Genomic DNA, 20,411 nt, shown 5'->3' on the forward strand with positions numbered 1-20,411 from the left:
TCGAATGCAGTGTGGCAGCAATTGTTGAATGGCGGCAAACTGTCAGGAATCCTTGACGCGTTCATTCAGCAATTGCGTTCGAACACCAAACGCAGGCCCTGCAAGGTGAGCCACGGGGAATGCACGTTGAAACATGAACAATCATCGACGAGAAGCGTCGCCCAATGACCCGTCGAAATGACGGTGACGTCCTCGGGAGATTCGCCGAGCTCGGCGATCATCCGCGCGACCAGGCCCTCGACCTGCGACGCGACGCCGAAGAGCATTCCGCTCTGGAGGGCCTCGACGGTGTTCTTCGCGATCACCGATCGCGGTCGTACGAGCTCGACCTTGCGCAGCTGCGCGCCGCGGCGGCCCAGCGCCTCGAGGGAGATCTCGATGCCGGGCGAGATCGCGCCGCCGACGTACTGCCCCTGGGCATTGACCACGTCGAACGTCGTCGCGGTGCCGAAGTCGACGACGATGGCCGGTCCGCCGTGGAGGGTGGCGGCGGCGAGCGAGTTGACGATGCGGTCGGTGCCGACCTCGCGCGGGTTGTCCATCAGCACCGGGATACCGGTGCGGACGCCGGGCTCGACCACGATGGCCTTCACGTCACCGAAGTGGCGCTCGAGCATCTCGCGCCACTCGTGCAGGACGGCCGGGACGGTCGCGCAGACCGCGATGCCGTCCACGTCGGCCACCCGCTCCGCGAGCAGCCCGCGCAGCAGCACCGACCACTCGTCGGCGGTCCGGCGCTCGTCGGTGTTGACGCGCCAGTGCGCGGTGACCTCGTCGCCGTCGAGGAGACCGAGGAACGTGTGGCTGTTGCCGATGTCGGCCGCGAGCAAACTCATCGCGTCTCCATGAGGTCCATGCCGATGTCGAACACGATGACGGAGTGGGTGAGGGCGCCGACCGACACGAAGTCGACGCCGGTCGCCCCGATCCGGGCGGCGCGCTCGAGGGTGATCCCGCCGCTGGCCTCGAGCGGAACCCGCCCGGCCGTACGTCGTACGGCCTCGGTCATCAGCTCGTCGCTCATGTTGTCGAGCAGGATCCGCTCCGGGGGCTCGGGCAGCGCGAGCAGGGCGTCGAGCTGGTCGAGGGTGGTCACTTCGACCTCGACGGGCAGGCCTGGGTAGCCGGACCGGATGGCCGCCAGCGCCGGCAGCACTCCCCCGGCGGCGATCACGTGGTTGTCCTTGACCATCGCCATGTCAGTGAGCCCGAAGCGGTGGTTCACGCCGCCGCCGCAGCGGACGGCGTACTTCTGGAGGGCGCGCAGGCCAGGCAGGGTCTTGCGGGTGTCCAGGACGCGGGTCGTCGAGCCGGCGAGGGCCTCGACCCAGTGCGAGGTGGCCGTCGCGATGCCGGAGAGGTGGCAGGCGAGGTTGAGCGCCGTGCGCTCGGCGACCAGGAGCTGGCGGGTGTGTCCGGCGACGCGCATGACGACATCGCCCTTCGCGACGCGAGTGCCGTCGGGGACGCGGTCGGACACCTCGGTGCCGAGCATGTGGAAGACGACGGCAGCCACGGCCAGGCCGGCGACGACGCCGGGCTCCCGTGCCGCGAACACCGCCTCCGCCGTGGCGCCCTCGGAGATCGTGGCCCAGCTGGTGGGGTCGGGCGGACCGTCGGGCAGGTCCTCGCGCAGCGCGCGGACCACGGTGTCCCAGACGTGGCCCTCGTCGAGACCCGCGGCGGCCAGGTCGGCTCGGACGTCAGCGGGGACGTCCTCGATGCTCGTCATGCCGGCACCTCCGTGCTCGGGTCGGTCGAGAGGGCGTACGTCCACTCGACGCTGATGGTGCCGTCGCCCTCGAGCCAGGAGTCGACGTGCCCGGCCTTCGCGTCGTCGCGGTCGGGGAAGTCCTCGCGCCAGTGGGAGCCGCGGGTCTCGGTGCGCAGCGCGGCGGCCGCGGCGAGGGCGGTGCTGATGGTGTGGACGTTGCTGGTCTCCCAGGCCGGCGGGCCGACATCCGGGTCGCCGGGATCGAGGGTGCCGAGGAATGCGATCGCCTCGGCGAGCCCGGCGGCCGTGCGCAGCACGCCGACACGGGTGGTCATCACGTCCTGGATCGCCCGGCGGAGCTCACCGTCGACGAGGCCCTCGGAGCGGTGGTCGACGGCCGGCTCGGCCCAGGCCCGCAGCTCGCCGGGCAGCACGTCGGCGATGCGGCGGGAGAAGACCAGGCCCTCGAGCAGCGAGTTGGACGCCAGCCGGTTGGCGCCGTGCACCCCGGAGCAGGCGACCTCGCCGGTCGCGTAGAGGCCGGGCACGGACGTACGCCCCCACAGGTCGGTCGCGACGCCGCCGGAGGCGTAGTGCTGGGCCGGGGCGACGGGGATGAGCTCGGTGACGGGGTCGACGCCGTGCTCGCGGCACACGCCGAGGATCGTGGGGAAGCGCTTGCTCCAGAATCTCGATACGGCGTCTCGTGCCTCGCCGCCTACTCGATCACCGAGGGGGCTCGCTTCGCTCGCGGGCAGCCCCAGGTGGCGCGCGTCGAGCCACATGTGCGGCTTCCCGGTCTCGATCATCCGGCGGGTGATGGCCTTGGCGACCACGTCGCGCGGCGCGAGGTCGGCGAGCTCGTGCTCGCCCTGCATGAAGCGCGTGCCCTCGAAGTCGACGAGGAACGCGCCCTCGCCGCGCACGGCCTCGGAGATCAGCGGCTGCTGGCCCTGCGAGTCGGGGCCGAGCCACATCACGGTCGGGTGGAACTGGACGAACTCGAGGTCGCGCAACCGCGCTCCGGCGCGCAGCGCGACCGCCATCCCGTCACCGGTGGAGACGCTGGGGTTGGTCGACTGGCTGAAGACCTGGCCGAGACCACCCGAGGCGAGCACCACCGCGCGACAGTGCACGGCACCGACGCCGTCGTGCTGGCCCTCGCCGAGCACGTGGAGGGTGAGCCCGGCGACGGATCCGTCGGCCGACCGGAGGAGGTCGACCGCGAGCGCGTGCTGGATGACCTCGATCTCCGGCGCCCGCTCGACGGCGGCGATGAGGGCGCGCTGGATCTCGGCGCCGGTGGCGTCGCCGCCCGCATGGGCGATCCGGTCGCGGTGGTGGCCGCCCTCGCGGGTCAGCGACAGCTCGCCGTCGGGGTGGTGGTCGAACTGCGTGCCGAGGGCGATCAGCTCGCGGACCGCCTCCGGGCCCTCGGTCACCAGCACGCGTACGGCCTCGACGTCGCACGCGCCCGCACCGGCCACGAGGGTGTCGCGCTCGTGCTGCTCGGGGGTGTCGCCCGGGCCCAGCGCGGCCGCGATGCCGCCCTGCGCCCACTGCGTCGAGCCGGCGGCCAGGACGTCCTTGGTGACCACCAGCAGGTGCAGCGAGGGGTCGGCGGCGTGGATGCGGAGCGCGGCCGTCAGCCCGGCGATGCCGGAGCCCACGACCACGACGTCGGCGCGGGTGGTCCAGCCGGGCGCCGGTGCGCGCAGGCGGCCGGGGACCGGCCGGTGTCGAGTCATTCGTGGAGGCTAGCGAGTGCGGTCATCGGGCGAGGAGGTCGCCGCGCGTGAGGGACTTCTCGCCGAAGGTCTCGGCGGGGTCGTAGCCGGTCGCCATGATCTTGTTGTCGGCGTCGACGAATACGACGTGCGGCTGGTGCTGCTTGGCCTCCGCGGTCTCCATCTGGCCGTAGCCGATGAGGATGACGGTGTCGCCGGGGTGCACGAGTCGGGCCGCGGCGCCGTTGATGCCGATCACGCCGGAGCCGCGCTCGCCGGCGATCGTGTACGTCTCGAGGCGGGCGCCGTTGGTGACGTCGACGATGTGGACGAGCTCGCCGGCCAGCAGGTCGGCGGCGTCGAGCAGGTCCTCGTCGACCGTCACCGAGCCGACGTAGTGGAGGTCGGCCTGGGTGACCGTGGCCCGGTGGATCTTGGACTTCATCATGGTGCGCAACATCAGTCTCAGCCGTTCCCTTCCGAGGTGGTCGAGGCCGCGGATGCGGTCCCCGCCGTCACGAGATCTGGAGTCATCCGGTCGAACACGATCGGCATGTTGTCGATCAGGCGCGTCGTCCCCACGCGCGCGGCCACCAGGATCCGGCCCTCGCCGGTCTCCGGTGCCTCGCCGAGGTCGGTCGAGGTGAGGGCGAGGTAGTCGAGCTCGAGTCCCGGCTCGTCCTTGAGGACCGACATCGCGGCCCAGCGCGCGGCGGGCACGCCGTACGCCGCTCGCTCCCGGGCAGCCCGCAGCGCCCGGCTCAGCGCGACGGCCGTACGCCGCTGGTCGGCGTCGAGGTAGCGGTTGCGGCTCGACAGCGCGAGGCCGTCGGGCTCACGGACCGTCTCGCCGCCGATGATCTCGATGCCCAGGCAGAGGTCCCGGACCATCAGCCGGATCAGGGTGAGCTGCTGGTAGTCCTTCTGCCCGAAGACGGCGACGTCGGGGCGGACCAGGCCGAAGAGCTTGGCGACGACGGTCAGCACGCCGTCGAAGTGTCCCGGGCGGGACTTCCCGTCGAGGATCGTGGCGAGCACACCGGGCGCCACCGTCACGCCGTCGTGGACGGAGTCGTGGGTGAAGCCGCCGGGATACATCTCCTCGACCGCGGGCGCGAAGACCACGTCGACCCCTTGGGCCGCGCAGACCTCGAGATCGGCCTCGAGGGTGCGGGGGTAGCGGTCGAGGTCCTCGGTCGGGGCGAACTGCATCGGGTTGACGAAGATGCTCACCACGACAGGCCCGGCCGTCGCCTCGCGGGCCGTACGCATCAGGCTGGCGTGGCCCTCGTGGAGCGCGCCCATCGTCGGCACGAACGCGACCGGCGCGCCTGCCCGGCGGGCGTCGGCGAGCAGGTCGGCGAGCTCCTCGCGGGTGTGGGCGAGGACGGGGCTCGAGGTCATCGAGCGCGGTGGTCCACCGGGGCGGCGACCTCGGCGGCGTCGAGCACCCGCAGCATCTTCGACGCGCGGATCGGCAGGAGCCGCCCGTCGGTGACGGCGCGGTCGAGCGTGGCGCGGGCCATGGCGACGTACGACGGCAGCGTCTGCGGCGCGGTGGTGACGAGGTCGGCGAGGTGGGCCCGCACCGTCTCGACGTCGCCACGGACGATCGGGCCCGTCAGCGCCGCGTCGCCGTGGTCGAGCGCGTTGTCGAGCGCTGCGGTGAGCAGCGGGCGCAGGGTCGCGGCCGGGGCGTCGGCTCCGGCCGCGGACAGGATCTCCATGGCCTCGGTGACGAGGGTGACGAGGTGGTTGGCGCCGTGGGCGAGGCCTGCGTGGTAGAGCGTGCGACGGTCCTCGGGGACCCACATCGGGCGCCCGCCGAGGTCGGCGACGAGGCTCTCCGTGAGGGCCCGGTCGGCGTCGTCGGCGGTGACCCCGAAGACGCAGCCGGAGAGGCGGGTGAGGTCGAGGGCGGTGCCGGTGAAGGTCATCGCCGGGTGCATCGCGATGGTGCGGGCGCCGACCGCGCGGGCGGGCGCGAGCACGGCGAGGCCGTGGCGCCCACTGGTGTGCACGACGACCTGGCCCTCGCGGATCGCTCCGCTCGCGGCGAGCATCGTGACGACGTTGGACAACATGTCGTCGGGCACCGTCAGCAGCAGGAGGTCGCACCCGCGGGCGACGTCGGTGGGCTTGGCCCCCTCGACCCCGGGAAGCAGCGCCTCGATCCGCCGGCGCGAGGCGTCGGACTCGCCGGCAGCGGAGACGATCTCGTGGCCCGCGGCGCGGAGCGCGGCGGCCAGGACGGCGCCGACGCGGCCTGCGCCGATCACGCCAATGGAGTGCTTCGTCATGTCGACCTCTTCGTTTCAGTCCCTCGCGGGTACCGATCTACTGCGATCAACCTCGAGCGTACGCCTGCCGATTCCGCGGTGGAACGCCCCGAAGGGGTGACGCACGCCACGTCGCCCGCGACGTACGCCCCGTCGCCGCCCGGGTATCTAGGGACGTTCTCGTAGGTGGAGAGCTCGATCGACCTACCAGAACGTCCCTAGATGCCGAGCGCGGGCGCGGACTGTCAGGCGCGCAGGTGGAGCTGGGCGTGGTCGGGGTCGTCGACCACGAACGGGCGGGGCGCGCGGGGCAGCCAGGTGTGGGTGACGTGGTCGACCACGTGCACGCCCTCGGGCGCGACGATCTCGACGACGCCCTCGGGGACCTCGCCGTCGTGGAGCGCGTTCCACACGAGCCACTCGCGCCGCTTGCGGCGGTTGCGGATCGAGGTGGCGAAGGCCTCCGGGTTGGTCCAGTGGGCGAACTCGTCGCCGTCGAGCCACTTGAGCTCGACGCAGAGGCCCTGCGGCAGGGCGAACTGCTCGATCCGGTCCGGCGTCGTACGGATCTCCCACTCCGGCGCCTTGGTGTAGACGTAGTCGGGGCTCATCGGGAAGCCCCACTCCTCGATGTTGCGCAGGCCGAGGTCGAGGTAGGCCTTGCGGTCCGACTCGATGTAGAGCCCGTGGCGCGGGAACCGGATGACCGCCTCGGCCATCCCGACCTGCCACGACAGGTCGGCCATCGACACCTCGCCCTCGGTGGTGAGGACCATGTCGCCGTCCCACTTCCACGAGTAGCGGGTGCGGACGTGGGAGAAGCACCAGTTGTAGAAGTAGGCGAGCGAGTGGACCGACCGCTCGTTGACGGAGAGGTGCTCGCCACCGGCGCGCGCGACCTGGAAGGGGTACTCCTTCAGGGTGAACCGGTCGGCGAGGCCGTGCTCGGCGGCGACGCGCAACGCCTCGTCGCCGGTGCCGTCGTCCGACCCGTTGTCGACCATCAGCACGTGGTCGCACGCCCGCAGCAGCGGCGGCAGCACGAAGCGGAGGCCGGGCGCCTCGTTCTTGACGCGCAGCACCGCGGTGGCGCCGCGGCGGAGTCCGCCCGGTTGGTTCCATGGCCAGACGATGTCGAAGTCCTCGTGGCCCTCGAGGTTGGTGAGGCCGTGCCCCGAGCCGATCGGGACGGTCACTGCTCGCCCGGCTCGCGGGAGCGGCCCAGCGCCTTGCGCATCCCGCGCCGCACCGACGGCGGGATCGCGGCGCGTACGTCGTGGGGCACGCGGTCGGCGAGCGAGCGGGGCTCGTCGGCACCCTCGGCCCGCGCCCGGCGCCTCGCCTGGAGGCGCGCGTGCTCGGCGGTCGAGCGGCTGATCGCCTCGGCCTCCTCGTAGAGCTCGACGTACGCCTCCCGGAGCTGGTCGAACGTCGCGTGCGCCTCGGCGGTGTCGCCGCCCTCGTCGGCGAGCTTGTTGAGCTCCTCCCACGTCTGGCCGGTGAGGTCGTGCAGCCGCTTCGGCAGGGCGAGGTCGTCGAGGGTCGAGGTGACGCGGCGCAGGTGCGGGTCGATGAAGCGGTGCACCTCGCGGATCTGGTCGCTGCGGGTGTGGATGATCGTCTGGAGGTCGAGGGAGTGGCCGAGCGCCGTGGTCGTCTTCACCCAGTCGGTGAGCAGGTCCTCGTAGCGCACGAAGACCCGGCCCTGACCAGCTCCGCCGTCGCCCAGGCCCTCGACGCTGCGAGTGGCGCGCTCGGTGTGGAGCAGCATGTTGACCCAGCTCGCGGCCAGGTGTGCCGAGCCGAGCTTGTTGGCGTAGTACTTCTGCTTCGAGCCGACGACCTCCGCCGGCGGGCGCAGCATCGTGGCGAAGACCGGGGTGGCGCCGGTGCGGATCGCGGCGACGCGCCACAGGCCGAGGAACCAGCTGAGCCGCGGGTCCTTGATGACGAGCTCGGGGTGCTGGTCGAAGTGCGGCTCGAGCCACTCGCTGACCCGGATCCGGGCGGGCTCGCGGCTGCAGATGCGCCCGGTGTCGAACCAGGCGTTGGGACGCGAGTCGCTGACCTGCACGAGCGCCTCGGCGAGCCACTCGTCGTGGACGTCGACCACCCACTGCGGCTCGCTGAAGCCGCGCGGGTTGGAGTCGTCGGGCGGCACCTCGGGCAGCGGGACGTGCATGCCGAGCCGGGAGACGACGCCCGCCAGCGTGCTCGTGCCGCTGCGACCGGCACCGGCGACGAAGAGGACCTTCCGCGGCACACCGTCGGGGTTCATCTCGTCGATCGCTCTGGCCTGCTCAGTCACGGCGGGCAGCCTACCGGCGGCTAGGGTCCGGCCTCATGAGCCTCTTCTCCCGCGCTCCCCTTCTCGGCGTGGTGATCCCCGCGTGGGGCGTGGAGGACTACCTCGACGACTGCATCCGGTCCCTCCTCGCCCAGACGCACCGCCGCTGGGAGGCCGTCATCGTCGACGACGGCTCGACGGACCGCACCGGGGAGATCGCCGACGAGTGGGCGCACCGCGACTCGCGCATCACCGTTGTCCACTCGGTCAACGGCGGCCTCGGCGCGGCCCGCAACCTCGGCACGGTGCAGGTGCGCGGCGACTACCTCGCCTTCCTCGACTCCGACGACGTGCTCCCGCCCACCGCGTACGCCGACCTGGTGGCCGCGCTCCAGGACTCGGGCTCCGACTTCGCCACCGGCTCGATCGTGCGCTGGGAGGGCGACGACCTGGTCGAGCCGCCGTGGATGCGCCGGCTCCACCGGCCCCTCCGCGGCGCGCGGGTCGAGGACCGGCCCGAGATCCTCGGCGACGTGTTCGCGTGGAACAAGGTGTTCCGCCGGTCGTTCTGGGACTCCGCGGGGCTGACCTGGCCCGAGGGCGTGCGCTACGAGGACCAGCCGACGACCACCCGCGCGTTCCTCGCGGGCCGGTTCGACGTGCTGCCCGAGACGACGTACCACTGGCGGATCCGCGAGGGATCGATCACCCAGACCCGCGCCTCGTCGGTGCAGGACCTCGCCGACCGCTGGGAGACGAAGCGCCAGTCACTGGCTTCGGTGCGGGCGTACGGCTCGGCCGAGGTCGAGGAGGTCTTCGTCGATCGGGTCCTGGCGGGCGACCTCTGGCGCTACTTCCTGCTGGTGCCCGGGGCGCCCGAGGAGTGGTGGCGGCTGCTGCGGGCGGGTGTGCTCGAGCTGTGGGGCCAGCGGTCGCTGGTGCACAGCGGGCTGCCGCCGGTCCACCGGCTCGCCGGCTGGCTCGTCGAGGAGGACCGGCGCGCGGAGATCACCGCCCTGATGGAGTGGGTCGCCACCCTCGACGGACCGGCGCCCCGCGTCCAGGACGTCGCGACGGGTGACTGGAGGCTCTGGGTGCCGCCGTCAGTGCTCGACGAGACGACCGTGGCCCCGGAGGCCTTGGCACTCCGGGACCACGAAGTCACTCACTAGATCTCGATACGCCGCACGTCTCAGAGCAGGCCCTCGGACTCGAGGAACTCCTTGGCCACGTCCTCGGGCTTCGCGCGGTCGACGGCCATCTGGCCGTTGAGCTCGGTGAGCCCCTCGGTCGTCAGGGCCGCCATCAGCGGGTTGAGGATGTCGGCGACGTCCGGGTTGGCCTCGAGGAAGTCGGCCGAGATCGCCGGCACGAGGTTCTGCGCGGGCTGGATCGCCTTGTCGTCCTCGAGGACGACGAGGCCCTGGGACTCCAGGGTGCCGTCGGTGGTCGAGGTCTCGCCGAGCTGGGACTCACCGTCGATGACCGACTGGTAGGTCTGGTCCGAGGCGTAGCCGAGCTCGAGCACCTTGGTGACGTCGATGCCGTACTCGTCGGAGAGGCCGCCCTCGCAGTCGAGACGACCCTCGCAGTCGGGGGCAGCGGCCAGTACGACGCTCGTGCCCTCGAGGTCGGAGAGCGTGGTCACGCCCTCGGCGTCCGAGTACTCCTGGGTGACGAAGAAGGCGTTGGTGTCGGTGGCCGGCGAGACGTCGAGGAGCTCGATGCCGGCTGCCTCGAGGAGGTCGGCGCCGTCGTCGGCCAGCTGCTGGCCGTCACCGGCCTCGAACGGCTCGGCGGAGTCGCCGTTCTCCTGCGAGTTGAGGAAGTTGACGATGCCGCCGACGTACTCGGGGACGATGTCGACATCGCCCGGGAACGTCGGCATGTAGGCGTCACGGGAGTCGACGAGCTTGGTCTCGACGGTGTAGCCGGCGTCCTCGAGGAGCTGCTCGTACATCGAGGCAACGAGGGTCGCCTCCGGGAAGTTCTGGCCGGCGATGGTCACCGAGCCCTTGTCGGCGCTGGCCGACGGGCTCGAGTCGTCGGAGGCGTTGTCGTCGGCGAGGTCGTCACCGGCGCAGCCGGTGAGGGCGAGTGCGCTGGCGGCGAGGACCGCGGCCAGGGAGCGTGCGAGGTGCATGGTGTTCCTTTTGTGTCCCGCAGCGTCGGCTGCGCGTGTCCGGATGTGCGTCGTCAGCCGACGGATTCGGCGGGCGACTCAACGGTAGCCCCGGTCACCGACAACGCGTCCGTGTGACCACCTGAAGGGGTGCCACGACGCGTGGGGTCGACCGCCCGCTGGACCAGCGCGGCCAGCAGCTCGAGGACGAGCGCCACCGCCGCCACGACCAGCGCACCGGCGATGCCCTTGCCGTAGTTGGAGCGGAAGAAGCCGTCGGTGATGATCTGGCCGAGCCCCGGCCCGGCGACGAGCGCGGCGATGGTCGCGGTGGCCCACACCTGCACCAGTGCGAGCCGGAGGCCCGACACCACGAGCGGCAGGCCGAGCGGCAGCTCGACCCGCCAGAAGCGCTGCTGCCCCGTCATGCCCATGCCCCGGGCGGCCTCCCGGACGTCGGGCGCGACCTCGCGCATGGCGACGTACGAGTTCGTGATGATCGGCGGCAGCGCGAAGAGCGTCAGCGCGATCAGCGTGGCCAGCCCGGCACGGCCGTACGGGCCGAGCACGTCGGTGCCCGGCCACGACGCGACGACCAGCAGGGCCAGCAGCGCGAAGGTCGGGATGGCGCGGCCCACGTTGGAGATGTTGATCGCCAGGAAGCCACCGCGACCGAGGTGGCCGAGCCACAGGGCGATCGGCAGGCCGACGACCATGGCCATCAGCAGCGCCGTCACCGTGAGCAGCAGCTGCTGGCCGAGGAGGGCGGCGATGCCGTCGCTCCCCGCCCAGTTGGCGCCGTCGGAGAGGTAGGCCCACATGTCGGAGAAGACCCTCATGCGCGGACTCCCCTCGTCCAGGGCGTCAGCATGCGTTGCACCAGCACCAGCAGCGCGTCGAGGGCGAAGGCCAGCACGACGCAGAGCAGCGAGGCGGTGAAGAGCTCGGCGCGGAAGTTGGTGAGCACCCCGTCCTTGATGAGGTTGCCCAGCCCGCCGTACGCGACGAGCGAGCCGACCGTCGTCAGCGCGACCGTCGAGACCGTGGCGACGCGGAGGCCGGCCATCACGACCGGAAGAGCCAGCGGGAGCTCGACCTTGAGCAGCAGCTGGCCGCGGCCGTAGCCGAGGCCCGTCGCGGACTCGCGTACGTCGTCGGGCACGGACCGCAGCCCCTCGAGCAGGCTTCGCACGAGGATCGTCAGCGCGTAGAGCGCCAGCCCTATCACCACCGTCGTCGCCGTCAGTCCGGTGAAGGGCACGAGGAGCGGGAAGAGTGCCAGCGACGGCACGGTGTAGATCCCGGTGGTGATGCCGAGGATCGCCGACTCGAGGCGCGGCACCCGACGCGCCAGCAGCGCGAGCGGGAACGCGATGAGCAGCCCGAGCACGACGGACACGACGGTGATGCCGATGTGCTGGATCGTCGCCTCGACGATCTCCTGCTGCCGGTCGGTGACGTAGTCCATGCAGACCCAGTCGTTGACGAGGCGGCTGTAGCAGCTCGGGTCGTCGGCGGCTCCCAGTAAGGTCACCGCATGGACGCTACACGGAGCGGCGACGCGATGATCCGGCTCGAGGGAGTGGGCAAGACCTACCCCGACGGCACGGTCGCAGTCCACGAGCTCGACCTCGAGGTCGCCCGCGGCGAGATGGTCTGCCTCGTCGGTCCGTCAGGGTGCGGCAAGTCCACGACGCTGAAGATGATCAACCGCCTGATCGAGCCCACCACCGGCCGCATCTGGCTCGACGGCCAGGACGTCACCGACGCCGACCCCGTCGAGCTGCGCCGCGGCATCGGCTACGTCATCCAGCAGATCGGCCTGTTCCCCCACCAGCGCATCGAGCAGAACGTCATGACCGTCCCGCTGCTCTACGGCGAGTCGAAGGCGACCGCGCGGGAGCGGGCCCACGAGCTGCTCGACACCGTCGGCCTCGACCCGAAGCAGTACGCCCGTCGCTACCCGCACGAGCTCTCGGGTGGTCAGCGGCAGCGCGTCGGCGTGGCACGTGCGCTGGCCGCGAACCCGCCCGTCCTGCTGATGGACGAGCCCTTCGGCGCCGTCGACCCGGTGGTCCGCGGCCGGCTTCAGGACGAGTTCCGCCGGCTCCAGGCCGAGCTCGGCAAGACCGTCGTCCTCGTCACCCACGACATCGACGAGGCGATCCGGATGGGCGACCGCGTGGCCGTCTTCGCCGGCGGCGGGGTGCTCTCGCAGTACGCCACACCGTCTGAGCTCCTCGCCCACCCGGCCGACGAGCAGGTCGCCGACTTCGTCGGCGCCGGCGGCCTCCGCACGCTGACCGTCACGCGGCTCCGCGAGGAGCACCTCGAGCCGCTCGACGGCATCGCCACCGGCGACCTGGGCTCGGCGATCGACATCGACTCCTCGCTCGAGCAGGCGCTCGCCGCGATGCTCCGCGACGACAAGCCGATGATCGGCGTACGCCGCGGCCCGACCTTCGTCGGCGTGCTCACCCCGGCCGGGGTGCACCGCGCGCTGCGCGAGTCGCTGCGCTGAGTCTCCCGAGCGCTCGTTCCTCGCGCTCTACGTGACCGGCACATCCCGGTGCCAGGACTCGGTGACGTACTTCGTGCCCCACCCCAACGAGGTGTAGAGCCCGTCGGCACCGGTCGGTGAGTCGGCGTCGACCTCGAGGCCGACGCGGTCGCGCTGCCGCGAGGCAGCGTCGGCGATGATCGTGCGGAGCAGCCCGGTGGCGACGCCGCGCCCCCGCGCCGACTCGAGGACGCCGAGGTAGGACACGTACGACCCGTCGGGGCCCGTCGAGGACTCGCTCACCGTGCCGACGAGGGCACCGGCGGGTTCGGGCTCGTCGCCGTCGATGATCTCCGCGAGCCACCAGTGGTCCCAGCGGTGACCGGGGTCCTCGCGCAGCCGGTGGATGAACTCGTGGAAGGTCTCCTCGGCGGAGTTGAAGTGATCGGTGAACGCGCCCTCGAGCACCTCGTGGACGGCGCGGAGGTCGGCCTCGTCGGGCAGGCCGTCACCCTGCCGCTCGACCAGCCGGAACACGACGCCGTTGCGCTCCCATCGCGCGGGGTCGGGCACCAGCTCGGACTCCGCGGACTCGACCGACCGGCTCATCTGCCACCAGGTGCGGACGCGGTCGAAGCCGGCGTCGGCGAGCCAGCCGTGCTGGCGCTCGTCGTCGGCGAAGGCGCCGGTGTCGACCTGCTGGGTCGGCAGTCCGCGGGCCGCGCCGACCGCCTTGGCCTGCGCGTCGGCCCACTCGAAGAGCACCTCGCTGCACCGGTCGGCCAGCCGCTCGTCGATCTCGCGGTCGACGACGTGCACGAAGAGCATCCGGCCCTCGGCGCGGTCGTGGACGCTCCCCCAGGCCTGGATGCGGCCCTCGGGATCGCGTACGACGAGGTTCTCGCGCGTGCTCAGGCCGCGGTCGGAAACCTCGACGAGGACGTCCTCCTCACCGGCCCCCGCCCACCCACGTCCGGCGCGCTCGTGGGCGCGCAGGAGTTCGGTCAGCCGCTCGACCGTCCCGTGGTCCGTGCCGTCGGGGACGTCCGCGACCCAGCCCTCCGGCAGGCCCGGGTCCTGGGGCAGCACGTCGTCGGGGTCGCTCGCGAACCGGTTGTCGTCGGGGATCACGAGGGACCATCCTTCCGCACGCGGATGGGAGTCCGCGCCGAGCGGTGTGTGACGGGCATTCCGGGGCCGCCGAACACCCCTCAGCCACCGCTCGCCGGCGCGTCGTACGAGGACACGCCGATGGGCGGTGTGTGAGGCGGATGCCGGCGGTTCGGAGCCCTCCTCACGCACCGCTCGCGTACGGCACCAGCGGTGCGTGGCGCAGGTTCTCAGCGCTCGGAAGATGTCTCACTCACCGCTCGCAACGGGCGTACGGCTCCAGCGGTGCGCGGCGCAGGTTCCGAGGGGTCAGAACATGTCTCGCACACCGCTCGGCAGGCGAGCGATGAAGGTGCGGATCAGGCGCTGCGGTGGTCGCGCCGGGCGGCGGCTGCGCGGAGCGCCTCCACCTCGGCACGGAGGGCGTCGACCTCGGCCTCGAGCTCGGCGACGGCCACGATGGCCTCGGCGGCGCGGTGGTCGGCCTGGTCGCGACCGAGCTCGGCGGTGGTGCGACCCCGCTCGGCGGAGTCGGCCCGGCGGGCCTCCTGGGCGCGCTTCACGGTCTGCTCCGCGGCGTTCTTCTGGGCCGTGGAGAGCGCGCGCTCGAGGACATCGAGCGCTTCCTCGCGCTCGACGATCTTGCGGCGCATGTCGGCGGCGAACGCGGCCGACTCGGCCGTACGACGCTCGGTGATGGCGCGGTACTCCTGGGCCTGGACGGCGCGGTCCTGCGCGGCCTCGACCCGGGCCAGCATCAGCTCGGTGTGGGTGATGCGCGTGGCGGCGGCACCCGCGACCACGGCCAGGACGGCGGCGACGGCGGTGAGGACGGCGGAGGAGGACGCGAGGGCGCCGAGCACGACCGCGGCAGCGACCGCGAGCAGGGCGATGGCGACGACCAGGCGCGTGCTGCGCTGGCGCCGGCGAGCGGGCGTACGTGACGCCTGTGTCTGCTGGGGCTGCTGGGAAGGCATGGGGTCAGACTAGGGCTGCGGCCGACCGCCGTCGGCGCGACACGCACGCTCGAGGGCGAGCGAGGCGAGCATCACGCCGAGCCCGCCGAGAGCCGCGACGACCGACCGGAGGATCCACCGGTCGGCGAGCTGGGACCCGTCACCGAGCCAGCTGACGGCGTACCCGACGTAGCCGGCGGTGACCAGCGCGCCCCCGAGCGCACACGCGCGGGCCAGCACGAGCCGGTTCATCGCCTGGTGCGGCTCGAAGCGCTCGCCGCGCACGTGCACGGTCTGCCAGGTGTGCCACGCGAGGAAGCCCATGATCACCGCGACCAGGACCAGGGACAGGGCCTGGGTCCACGACACGAGCGGCGGGCGGCCGGCGACGCGGCTCATGACGGGGTGGATCGCCCACCCGCCGAGCAGCCCGACGACGACACAGGCCGTGAGGGCGCGGGCGGAGGTGGGGTGGAGCGTGCCGCGCGGTTCCGGAGGGTCCTCCGGACCGGTCTCGCTCACGCGGTCTCGCTCATTCGGTCGTGGTCATTCGACCTCGAGCGCGATGTCCTCGCGCTTGCGCACTCCCGTGGAGTCCGTCGCGCCGAGCAGGTCCGCGATCGGGCCACGGTCGGGGAAGACGGCGTCGGGCTCGAGGTCGTGCCACGGCTGGAGGACGAAGGCACGCTCGTGGGCGCGCGGGTGGGGCAGGCGGAGGAAGTCCTCGTTGGAGCGCCGGTCGCCCACCACGATCAGGTCGACGTCGAGGGTGCGGGGCGCGTTGCGGACCTCGCTGCGCTCGCGCTCGAAGGCGTCCTCGACGGCCAGCGCTCGCTCCATGAGGCGGGCGGCGGGGAGCGTCGTGTCGGCCAGCAGCACGGCGTTGAGGTAGGGGCCGGAGCCCTCGGGCGCGTCGACCGGGTCGGTCTCGTAGACCGGCGAGACGCCGGTGACGAAGAAGTCGGGGGTGTCGGCGAGTGCGTCCACCGCGCCCTGCAGGGACGCGAGGCGCTCCCCGAGGTTGGACCCGAGGGCGAGGACCACGCGGCGGATCGGGTGCATCTCGCCGGTGAGGGAGTCGGTGTCCACGATGTTGGGGTTGGGGGTCTCAGTCATGAGCGTTGCCTCGCGTTCTGGTGATCGTCAGCGCGACATCCGAGTACGTCGCGTCGATGGGTGCATCAGGTTTGTGGAGCGTGACTCGCGCCCATTCAACACGACTCTCCAACAGGCACACATCGGCGATGCGCTGGACCACGGTTTCTATCAGGTCGACCGGATCGCGCTCCACCGCGGCCTTCACGTCGAGCGCCAACGTGCCGTAGTTCACGGTCTGCGCCAGGTCGTCCGACGCGGCCGCCCCGCGGGTGTCGAGGCCGAGCACGAGGTCGACGACGAAGGTCTGGCCGTCCCGCTTCTCGAAGTCGAAGACACCGTGATGGGCAAAGCACTCGATCCCGGTCACGGACAGCTCGTCGGTCATCGCTCTTCTCCTTCGTCGGGGGACATCGCCGCAACGACGGCGAGCGCGTCGCGGGTGGCGCGTACGTCGTGCACGCGGAGGTAGTCGACGCCGCGGGCGGCCAGCAGCGCCACGAGTGCGGCGTGGGCGTGCTCGCGCTCGTCGACCGGTCGGGGACTGCCCTCGTCTGCCAGCAGGGACCCGAGGAACGACTTGCGGCTGGCGCCGACCAGGAGCGGGCAGCCGAGCCCTGCCAGCACGTCGAGCGCCGCCAGCAGCTCCCAGTTGTGGTGCGGCCGCTTGGCGAAGCCCAGCCCGGGATCGAGCACGATCCGCTCGCGCGGGATGCCGGCGGCCTCTGCGGCGTCGAGCCGCTCGCCCAGCTCACGGCGTACGGACTCCACGACGCCGTCGGGCTCGTAGTCGGCGAAGTCGCGCATCCGGTCGGCGTGCGCGCGCCAGTGCATCGCGACGTACGTCGCATCGGACCCGGCGACCACGTCGAGGATCCGCGGGTCGGCGAGGCCACCGGAGACGTCGTTGACGATCCGGGCGCCCGCATCGAGCGCCGCCTCGGCGACCTCGGCCCGCATCGTGTCGACGGAGACCAGCGCGCCCTCGCCGGCGAGCTCGCGGATCACCGGGACCACGCGGTCGAGCTCCTCGGCGACCAGCGGCCGCGTGGCGCCGGGGCGGGTGGACTCGCCGCCGATGTCGACGAGGTCGGCGCCCTGCGCGAGCAGGAGCCTGCCGTGGCGGACCGCGGACTCGGTCGTGTCGTGCTGGCCGCCGTCGGAGAAGGAGTCGGGGGTGACGTTGACGATCCCCATCACCTGGGGCCTGCGGGGCGAGGTGCCCTCGCTCACCTGGTGCCTGAGCGGATCAGCGCCATCGCCTCGGCACGCGTGGCCTGGTCGGTGAGCATCGTGCCGCGCACGGCCGACGTGATCGTCCGGGCGCCGGCCTTCTTCACCCCGCGCATCGTCATGCAGAGGTGCTCGGCCTCGATCACCACGACGACGCCGCGCGCCTCGAGGATCTCCATCAGCGAGTCGGCGATCTGCGTGGTCAGCCGCTCCTGCACCTGCGGGCGCTTGGAGTAGACGTCGACGAGCCGGGCGAGCTTGGACAGGCCCGTGATCTTGCCCGTCACGGCAGGGATGTAGCCCACGTGGGCGACGCCGGTGAACGGCACGAGGTGGTGCTCGCACATCGACCACAGCTCGATGTCGCGCACCAGCACCATCTCGTTGTGGCCGAGGTCGAAGGTGGTGGTGAGCACGTCGTGCGCGGTCTGGCGCAGGCCCTGCGTCAGCTCGGCGTACGCCCGGGCGACGCGCGCCGGGGTGTCGAGCAGGCCCTCGCGGGTCGGGTCCTCGCCCATCGCCGCGAGCAGCTCGCGGATCGCCGCCTCGGCGCGGGGGTGGTCGAAGTCGGGCACGTCCTCGGGCGAGCGCTCCGGCACGGTGACGGGGTCGGTCACGGTGCGTCCGGACTGGGCGGAGTCGGGGAGTCGGGGCCGGCCTGAGGCGCACCGTGGATGTCTCCCCCGGCACCCGGCGGCGTCAGGATCACGCCGCCGCTGCGGGTCTCCTCCTCCTGGGCGACCGCTCCCGCGTGGACGCGGTCGCGGATCTCCTGCGGGATGTCGACCGGCGGGATCGTCGAGGGGACGCGCTCGGGCGAGCCCGTCCACGCCGGACGCGCCGGGCTCATCCGCAGCGCCTCGAAGATCGAGGCGATCTCGGCCTTGTCGAGCGTCTCCTTGTCGAGGAGCGCCAGCACCAGCGTGTCGAGCACGTCGCGGTTGCGATCGAGGATCTCGAAGGCTTCCTGGTGGGCGTGGCCGAGCAGCTTCTTGATCTCGCCGTCGACCGCGGCTGCGGTCTCCTCGGAGTAGTTGCGCGTGTGGCCCATGTCGCGGCCCAGGAAGGGCTCGGAGTTGCTCTCGCCGAGCTTGACCGCACCGAGGCGCTCGGTCATGCCGTACTGCGTGACCATCGCCCGGGCGAGGCCGGTCGCCTTCTCGATGTCGTTGCCGGCGCCCGAGGTGACGTCGTGGAAGATCAGCGCCTCCGCGGCCATCCCGCCGAGCATGTAGGCGAGGTTGTCGAGCATCTCGCTGCGCGTCTGGGAGTACTTGTCGCGGTCGGGCAGCACCATCGTGTAGCCGAGCGCGCGACCGCGCGGCAGGATCGTCACCTTGTGCACGGGGTCGGTGCCGGGCAGCGCCGCGGCGACCAAGGCGTGGCCGCCCTCGTGGTAGGCGGTGATCAGCTTCTCGCGCTCGCTCATCAGGCGCGTACGACGCTGCGGGCCCGCGATGACGCGGTCGATCGCCTCGTCGAGGGCGGCATCGGTGATCAGCTTCTGGTTGCCGCGCGCGGTGAGCAGCGCAGCCTCGTTGAGCACGTTGGCCAGGTCGGCACCCGTGAAGCCGGGCGTACGCCGCGCGATGCTCAGCAGGTCGATGTCCTGCGCGATCGGCTTGCCGCGGGAGTGGACCGTGAGGATCTGGTGACGGCCGTTGAGGTCGGGGGCGTCGACGCCGATCTGGCGGTCGAAGCGGCCCGGGCGCAGCAGTGCGGGGTCGAGCACGTCGGGCCGGTTGGTGGCCGCGATGAGGATGACCCCGCCGCGGACGTCGAAGCCGTCCATCTCGACGAGCAGCTGGTTGAGGGTCTGCTCGCGCTCGTCGTGGCCGCCGCCCATGCCGGCGCCACGATGGCGGCCGACGGCGTCGATCTCGTCGATGAAGACGATGGCCGGCGGGTTCTCCTTGGCCTGCTCGAACAGGTCGCGCACGCGGGAGGCGCCCACGCCGACGAACATCTCGACGAAGTCGGACCCGGAGATCGAGTAGAACGGGACGCCGGCCTCGCCGGCGACGGCGCGGGCCAGCAGGGTCTTGCCGGTGCCGGGAGGGCCGTAGAGCAGGACGCCCTTGGGGATCTTGGCGCCGACGGCCTGGAACTTGGCCGGGTCGGTGAGGAACTCCTTGATCTCGCCGAGCTCCTCGATCGCCTCCTCGCAGCCGGCGACATCGCTGAAGGTCGTCTTCGGCATGTCCTTGGTGATGAGCTTGGCCTTGGACTTGCCGAACTGCATCACACCGCGCCCGCCACCGCCCTGGGCCTGGTTCATCAGGAAGATGAAGAGCAGGATGATCAGCGCGAAGGGCAACAGGGTCGCGAGCAGCGAGCCGATGAAGCTCGGCGACGGGGTCTCGGCCTTGAAGGACTCGATGGTGCCCTTGTCGTACTGCTCCTGGACCGCAGCGATCAACCTCTCCTCGTCACCGGTGACGTAGGTCGCAACGACCTTGGCGCCGCCGTCGCGGACGCCGTCGTCGAGGGTGGCGCGCATCTCGAAGTCCACGCCGTTGAACTCGATCTTGTCGACCTCGCCCGAGGAGATGTACTTCGTCATGGTCGAGGTGTTGACCTCTTCGTAGCCGTCACTGGGCGCGAGGAACTGGATCGCCAGGAGCACCGCGAAGGCGGAGAGGACGATCCACAGCCAGGGACCCTTGAATATGCGCTTCACAGGCAACTTTCACCGGTTCGGAGTTGGTGGGGCGACGCTACAGGTCGCTCGGGCGCCCATTCTCTCAGGAGGGGTGAAGCGGTGCGACCGGATCAGGAGTAGACGTGCGGCGCGAGGGTGCCGATGTCGCGCAGGTTGCGGTACCTCTCGCGGTAGTCGAGGCCGTAGCCGACGACGAACTCGTTGGGGATGTCCCACCCGACGTACTTCGGCTCGACCGGCATCGACAGCGCCTCGGGCTTGCGCAGCAGCGTGGCGATCTCGACGCTGGCCGGGCTGCGGCTCGAGAGGTTGTTGACCAGCCAGCTGAGCGTCAGGCCGGTGTCGATGATCTCGTCGACGATGAGCACGTCGCGGCCGCTGATGTCGGTGTCGAGGTCCTTGAGGATCCGCACGACGCCGCTCGACTTCGTGCCCGAGCCGTATGAGCTGACCGCCATCCAGTCCATCTCCAGGTGGATCGGCATCGCCCGCGCCAGGTCGGCCATCACCATCACCGCGCCGCGCAGGACGCCGACCACGAGGAGGTCGCGACCCTCGTAGTCCTCGGTGATCTGGAGGGCCATCTCGCCCAGTCGCTGCTGGATCTGCGCCTCGGTGAAGAGGATGTTGACCAGGTCGTGCTCCACGTGGGACGAGTCCATGGGCTGCAGCCTAGGGGCAGTTCCGGAAGCACCGTGCAGGCAGTTCGCGAACGGGCGAGGACTC

At 71.6% G+C, this 20,411-nt stretch carries 22 protein-coding genes; 2 read left to right on the forward strand and 20 right to left on the reverse strand.

The genetic code is table 11. From position 1 onward, the window contains the following. Nucleotides 1-65 precede the first annotated feature (65 nt). The 8 genes from EUA94_RS02785 to EUA94_RS02820 all read right to left on the reverse strand — a co-directional run bounded on the left by EUA94_RS02785 (nt 66) and on the right by EUA94_RS02820 (nt 8,028). A complete protein-coding gene (locus EUA94_RS02785) occupies nt 66-836 on the reverse strand; it encodes a type III pantothenate kinase (RefSeq protein ID WP_129424449.1) in 771 nt (256 codons plus the stop codon). Next, a complete protein-coding gene (nadC, locus tag EUA94_RS02790; protein ID WP_129424451.1) occupies nt 833-1,732 on the reverse strand; it encodes a carboxylating nicotinate-nucleotide diphosphorylase in 900 nt (299 codons plus the stop codon). Before nadC ends, EUA94_RS02785 begins: the two co-directional genes overlap by 4 nt. Beyond that, complete coding sequence (locus tag EUA94_RS02795) at nt 1,729-3,462, reverse strand: L-aspartate oxidase (RefSeq protein ID WP_129424453.1); 1,734 nt, start codon at nt 3,460-3,462, stop codon at nt 1,729-1,731. The genes nadC and EUA94_RS02795 overlap by 4 nt, the downstream gene beginning before the upstream one ends. A 22-nt stretch (nt 3,463-3,484) precedes the next feature. Next, nucleotides 3,485-3,901: an aspartate 1-decarboxylase gene (gene panD / locus EUA94_RS02800; RefSeq protein ID WP_129424455.1), complete on the reverse strand. Its 417-nt coding sequence runs from the start codon at nt 3,899-3,901 to the stop codon at nt 3,485-3,487. A gap of 5 nt (nt 3,902-3,906) precedes the next feature. Continuing rightward, complete coding sequence (panC, locus tag EUA94_RS02805; protein ID WP_129424457.1) at nt 3,907-4,845, reverse strand: pantoate--beta-alanine ligase; 939 nt, start codon at nt 4,843-4,845, stop codon at nt 3,907-3,909. After that, the gene (locus EUA94_RS02810; protein ID WP_129424459.1) at nt 4,842-5,741 is read right to left on the reverse strand and encodes a Rossmann-like and DUF2520 domain-containing protein; all 900 of its coding nucleotides are present in this window, start codon (nt 5,739-5,741) and stop codon (nt 4,842-4,844) included. Before EUA94_RS02810 ends, panC begins: the two co-directional genes overlap by 4 nt. A 224-nt stretch (nt 5,742-5,965) precedes the next feature. Beyond that, nucleotides 5,966-6,916: a glycosyltransferase gene (locus EUA94_RS02815; protein WP_129424460.1), complete on the reverse strand. Its 951-nt coding sequence runs from the start codon at nt 6,914-6,916 to the stop codon at nt 5,966-5,968. Then, a complete protein-coding gene (locus EUA94_RS02820; protein ID WP_242494638.1) occupies nt 6,913-8,028 on the reverse strand; it encodes a sulfotransferase family protein in 1,116 nt (371 codons plus the stop codon). Before EUA94_RS02820 ends, EUA94_RS02815 begins: the two co-directional genes overlap by 4 nt. Before the next feature lie 35 nt (nt 8,029-8,063). On the opposite strand from EUA94_RS02820, the gene EUA94_RS02825 reads away from it, so the two are divergent. Beyond that, a complete protein-coding gene (locus tag EUA94_RS02825; protein WP_129424462.1) occupies nt 8,064-9,179 on the forward strand; it encodes a glycosyltransferase family 2 protein in 1,116 nt (371 codons plus the stop codon). A 20-nt stretch (nt 9,180-9,199) separates the two neighbouring features. Here the strand turns inward: EUA94_RS02825 and EUA94_RS02830 are convergent, their stop codons facing one another. From EUA94_RS02830 to EUA94_RS02840, 3 genes are read right to left on the reverse strand one after another with little or no spacing between them, the layout of a single operon-like run. Beyond that, a complete protein-coding gene (locus tag EUA94_RS02830) occupies nt 9,200-10,150 on the reverse strand; it encodes an ABC transporter substrate-binding protein (protein WP_129424464.1) in 951 nt (316 codons plus the stop codon). A 53-nt stretch (nt 10,151-10,203) separates the two neighbouring features. Further along, entirely contained in the window at nt 10,204-10,968 is a 765-nt protein-coding gene (locus tag EUA94_RS02835) for an ABC transporter permease (RefSeq protein ID WP_129424466.1), read from the reverse strand. After that, nucleotides 10,965-11,663: an ABC transporter permease gene (locus EUA94_RS02840; protein WP_207210370.1), complete on the reverse strand. Its 699-nt coding sequence runs from the start codon at nt 11,661-11,663 to the stop codon at nt 10,965-10,967. Before EUA94_RS02840 ends, EUA94_RS02835 begins: the two co-directional genes overlap by 4 nt. A gap of 3 nt (nt 11,664-11,666) precedes the next feature. Between EUA94_RS02840 and EUA94_RS02845 the strand changes: the two genes are divergently transcribed. Next, a complete protein-coding gene (locus tag EUA94_RS02845) occupies nt 11,667-12,650 on the forward strand; it encodes an ABC transporter ATP-binding protein (protein ID WP_422879877.1) in 984 nt (327 codons plus the stop codon). A 27-nt stretch (nt 12,651-12,677) separates the two neighbouring features. Here the strand turns inward: EUA94_RS02845 and EUA94_RS02850 are convergent, their stop codons facing one another. The 9 genes from EUA94_RS02850 to hpt form a co-directional block, all read right to left on the reverse strand. Beyond that, nucleotides 12,678-13,760: a GNAT family N-acetyltransferase gene (locus EUA94_RS02850; RefSeq protein WP_207210371.1), complete on the reverse strand. Its 1,083-nt coding sequence runs from the start codon at nt 13,758-13,760 to the stop codon at nt 12,678-12,680. 338 nt (nt 13,761-14,098) lie between these two features. After that, nucleotides 14,099-14,716: a hypothetical protein gene (locus tag EUA94_RS02855; RefSeq protein ID WP_129424467.1), complete on the reverse strand. Its 618-nt coding sequence runs from the start codon at nt 14,714-14,716 to the stop codon at nt 14,099-14,101. Between the two features lie 9 nt (nt 14,717-14,725). Then, nucleotides 14,726-15,217 (reverse strand): DUF3180 domain-containing protein, encoded by a 492-nt coding sequence (locus EUA94_RS02860; RefSeq protein WP_129424469.1) that lies wholly within the window; start codon nt 15,215-15,217, stop codon nt 14,726-14,728. A gap of 24 nt (nt 15,218-15,241) precedes the next feature. Next, nucleotides 15,242-15,811 (reverse strand): 2-amino-4-hydroxy-6-hydroxymethyldihydropteridine diphosphokinase, encoded by a 570-nt coding sequence (folK, locus tag EUA94_RS02865; protein ID WP_129424471.1) that lies wholly within the window; start codon nt 15,809-15,811, stop codon nt 15,242-15,244. Then, a complete protein-coding gene (gene folB / locus EUA94_RS02870; protein ID WP_129424473.1) occupies nt 15,804-16,178 on the reverse strand; it encodes a dihydroneopterin aldolase in 375 nt (124 codons plus the stop codon). Before folB ends, folK begins: the two co-directional genes overlap by 8 nt. Then, nucleotides 16,175-16,987: a dihydropteroate synthase gene (folP, locus tag EUA94_RS02875; RefSeq protein ID WP_129424655.1), complete on the reverse strand. Its 813-nt coding sequence runs from the start codon at nt 16,985-16,987 to the stop codon at nt 16,175-16,177. Before folP ends, folB begins: the two co-directional genes overlap by 4 nt. Before the next feature lie 32 nt (nt 16,988-17,019). Then, nucleotides 17,020-17,541, reverse strand: coding sequence for a GTP cyclohydrolase I FolE (gene folE / locus EUA94_RS02880; RefSeq protein ID WP_242494650.1), 522 nt, complete (start codon nt 17,539-17,541; stop codon nt 17,020-17,022). A gap of 95 nt (nt 17,542-17,636) precedes the next feature. Further along, nucleotides 17,637-19,703, reverse strand: a complete 2,067-nt coding sequence (gene ftsH, locus EUA94_RS02885) for an ATP-dependent zinc metalloprotease FtsH (RefSeq protein WP_422879878.1) — start codon at nt 19,701-19,703, stop codon at nt 17,637-17,639. A 92-nt stretch (nt 19,704-19,795) separates the two neighbouring features. Beyond that, complete coding sequence (gene hpt / locus EUA94_RS02890; RefSeq protein ID WP_129424479.1) at nt 19,796-20,347, reverse strand: hypoxanthine phosphoribosyltransferase; 552 nt, start codon at nt 20,345-20,347, stop codon at nt 19,796-19,798. Nucleotides 20,348-20,411 lie beyond the last annotated feature (64 nt).

Source organism: Nocardioides zhouii (assembly GCF_004137345.1).
Classification (GTDB): Bacteria; Actinomycetota; Actinomycetes; order Propionibacteriales; family Nocardioidaceae; genus Nocardioides; species Nocardioides zhouii.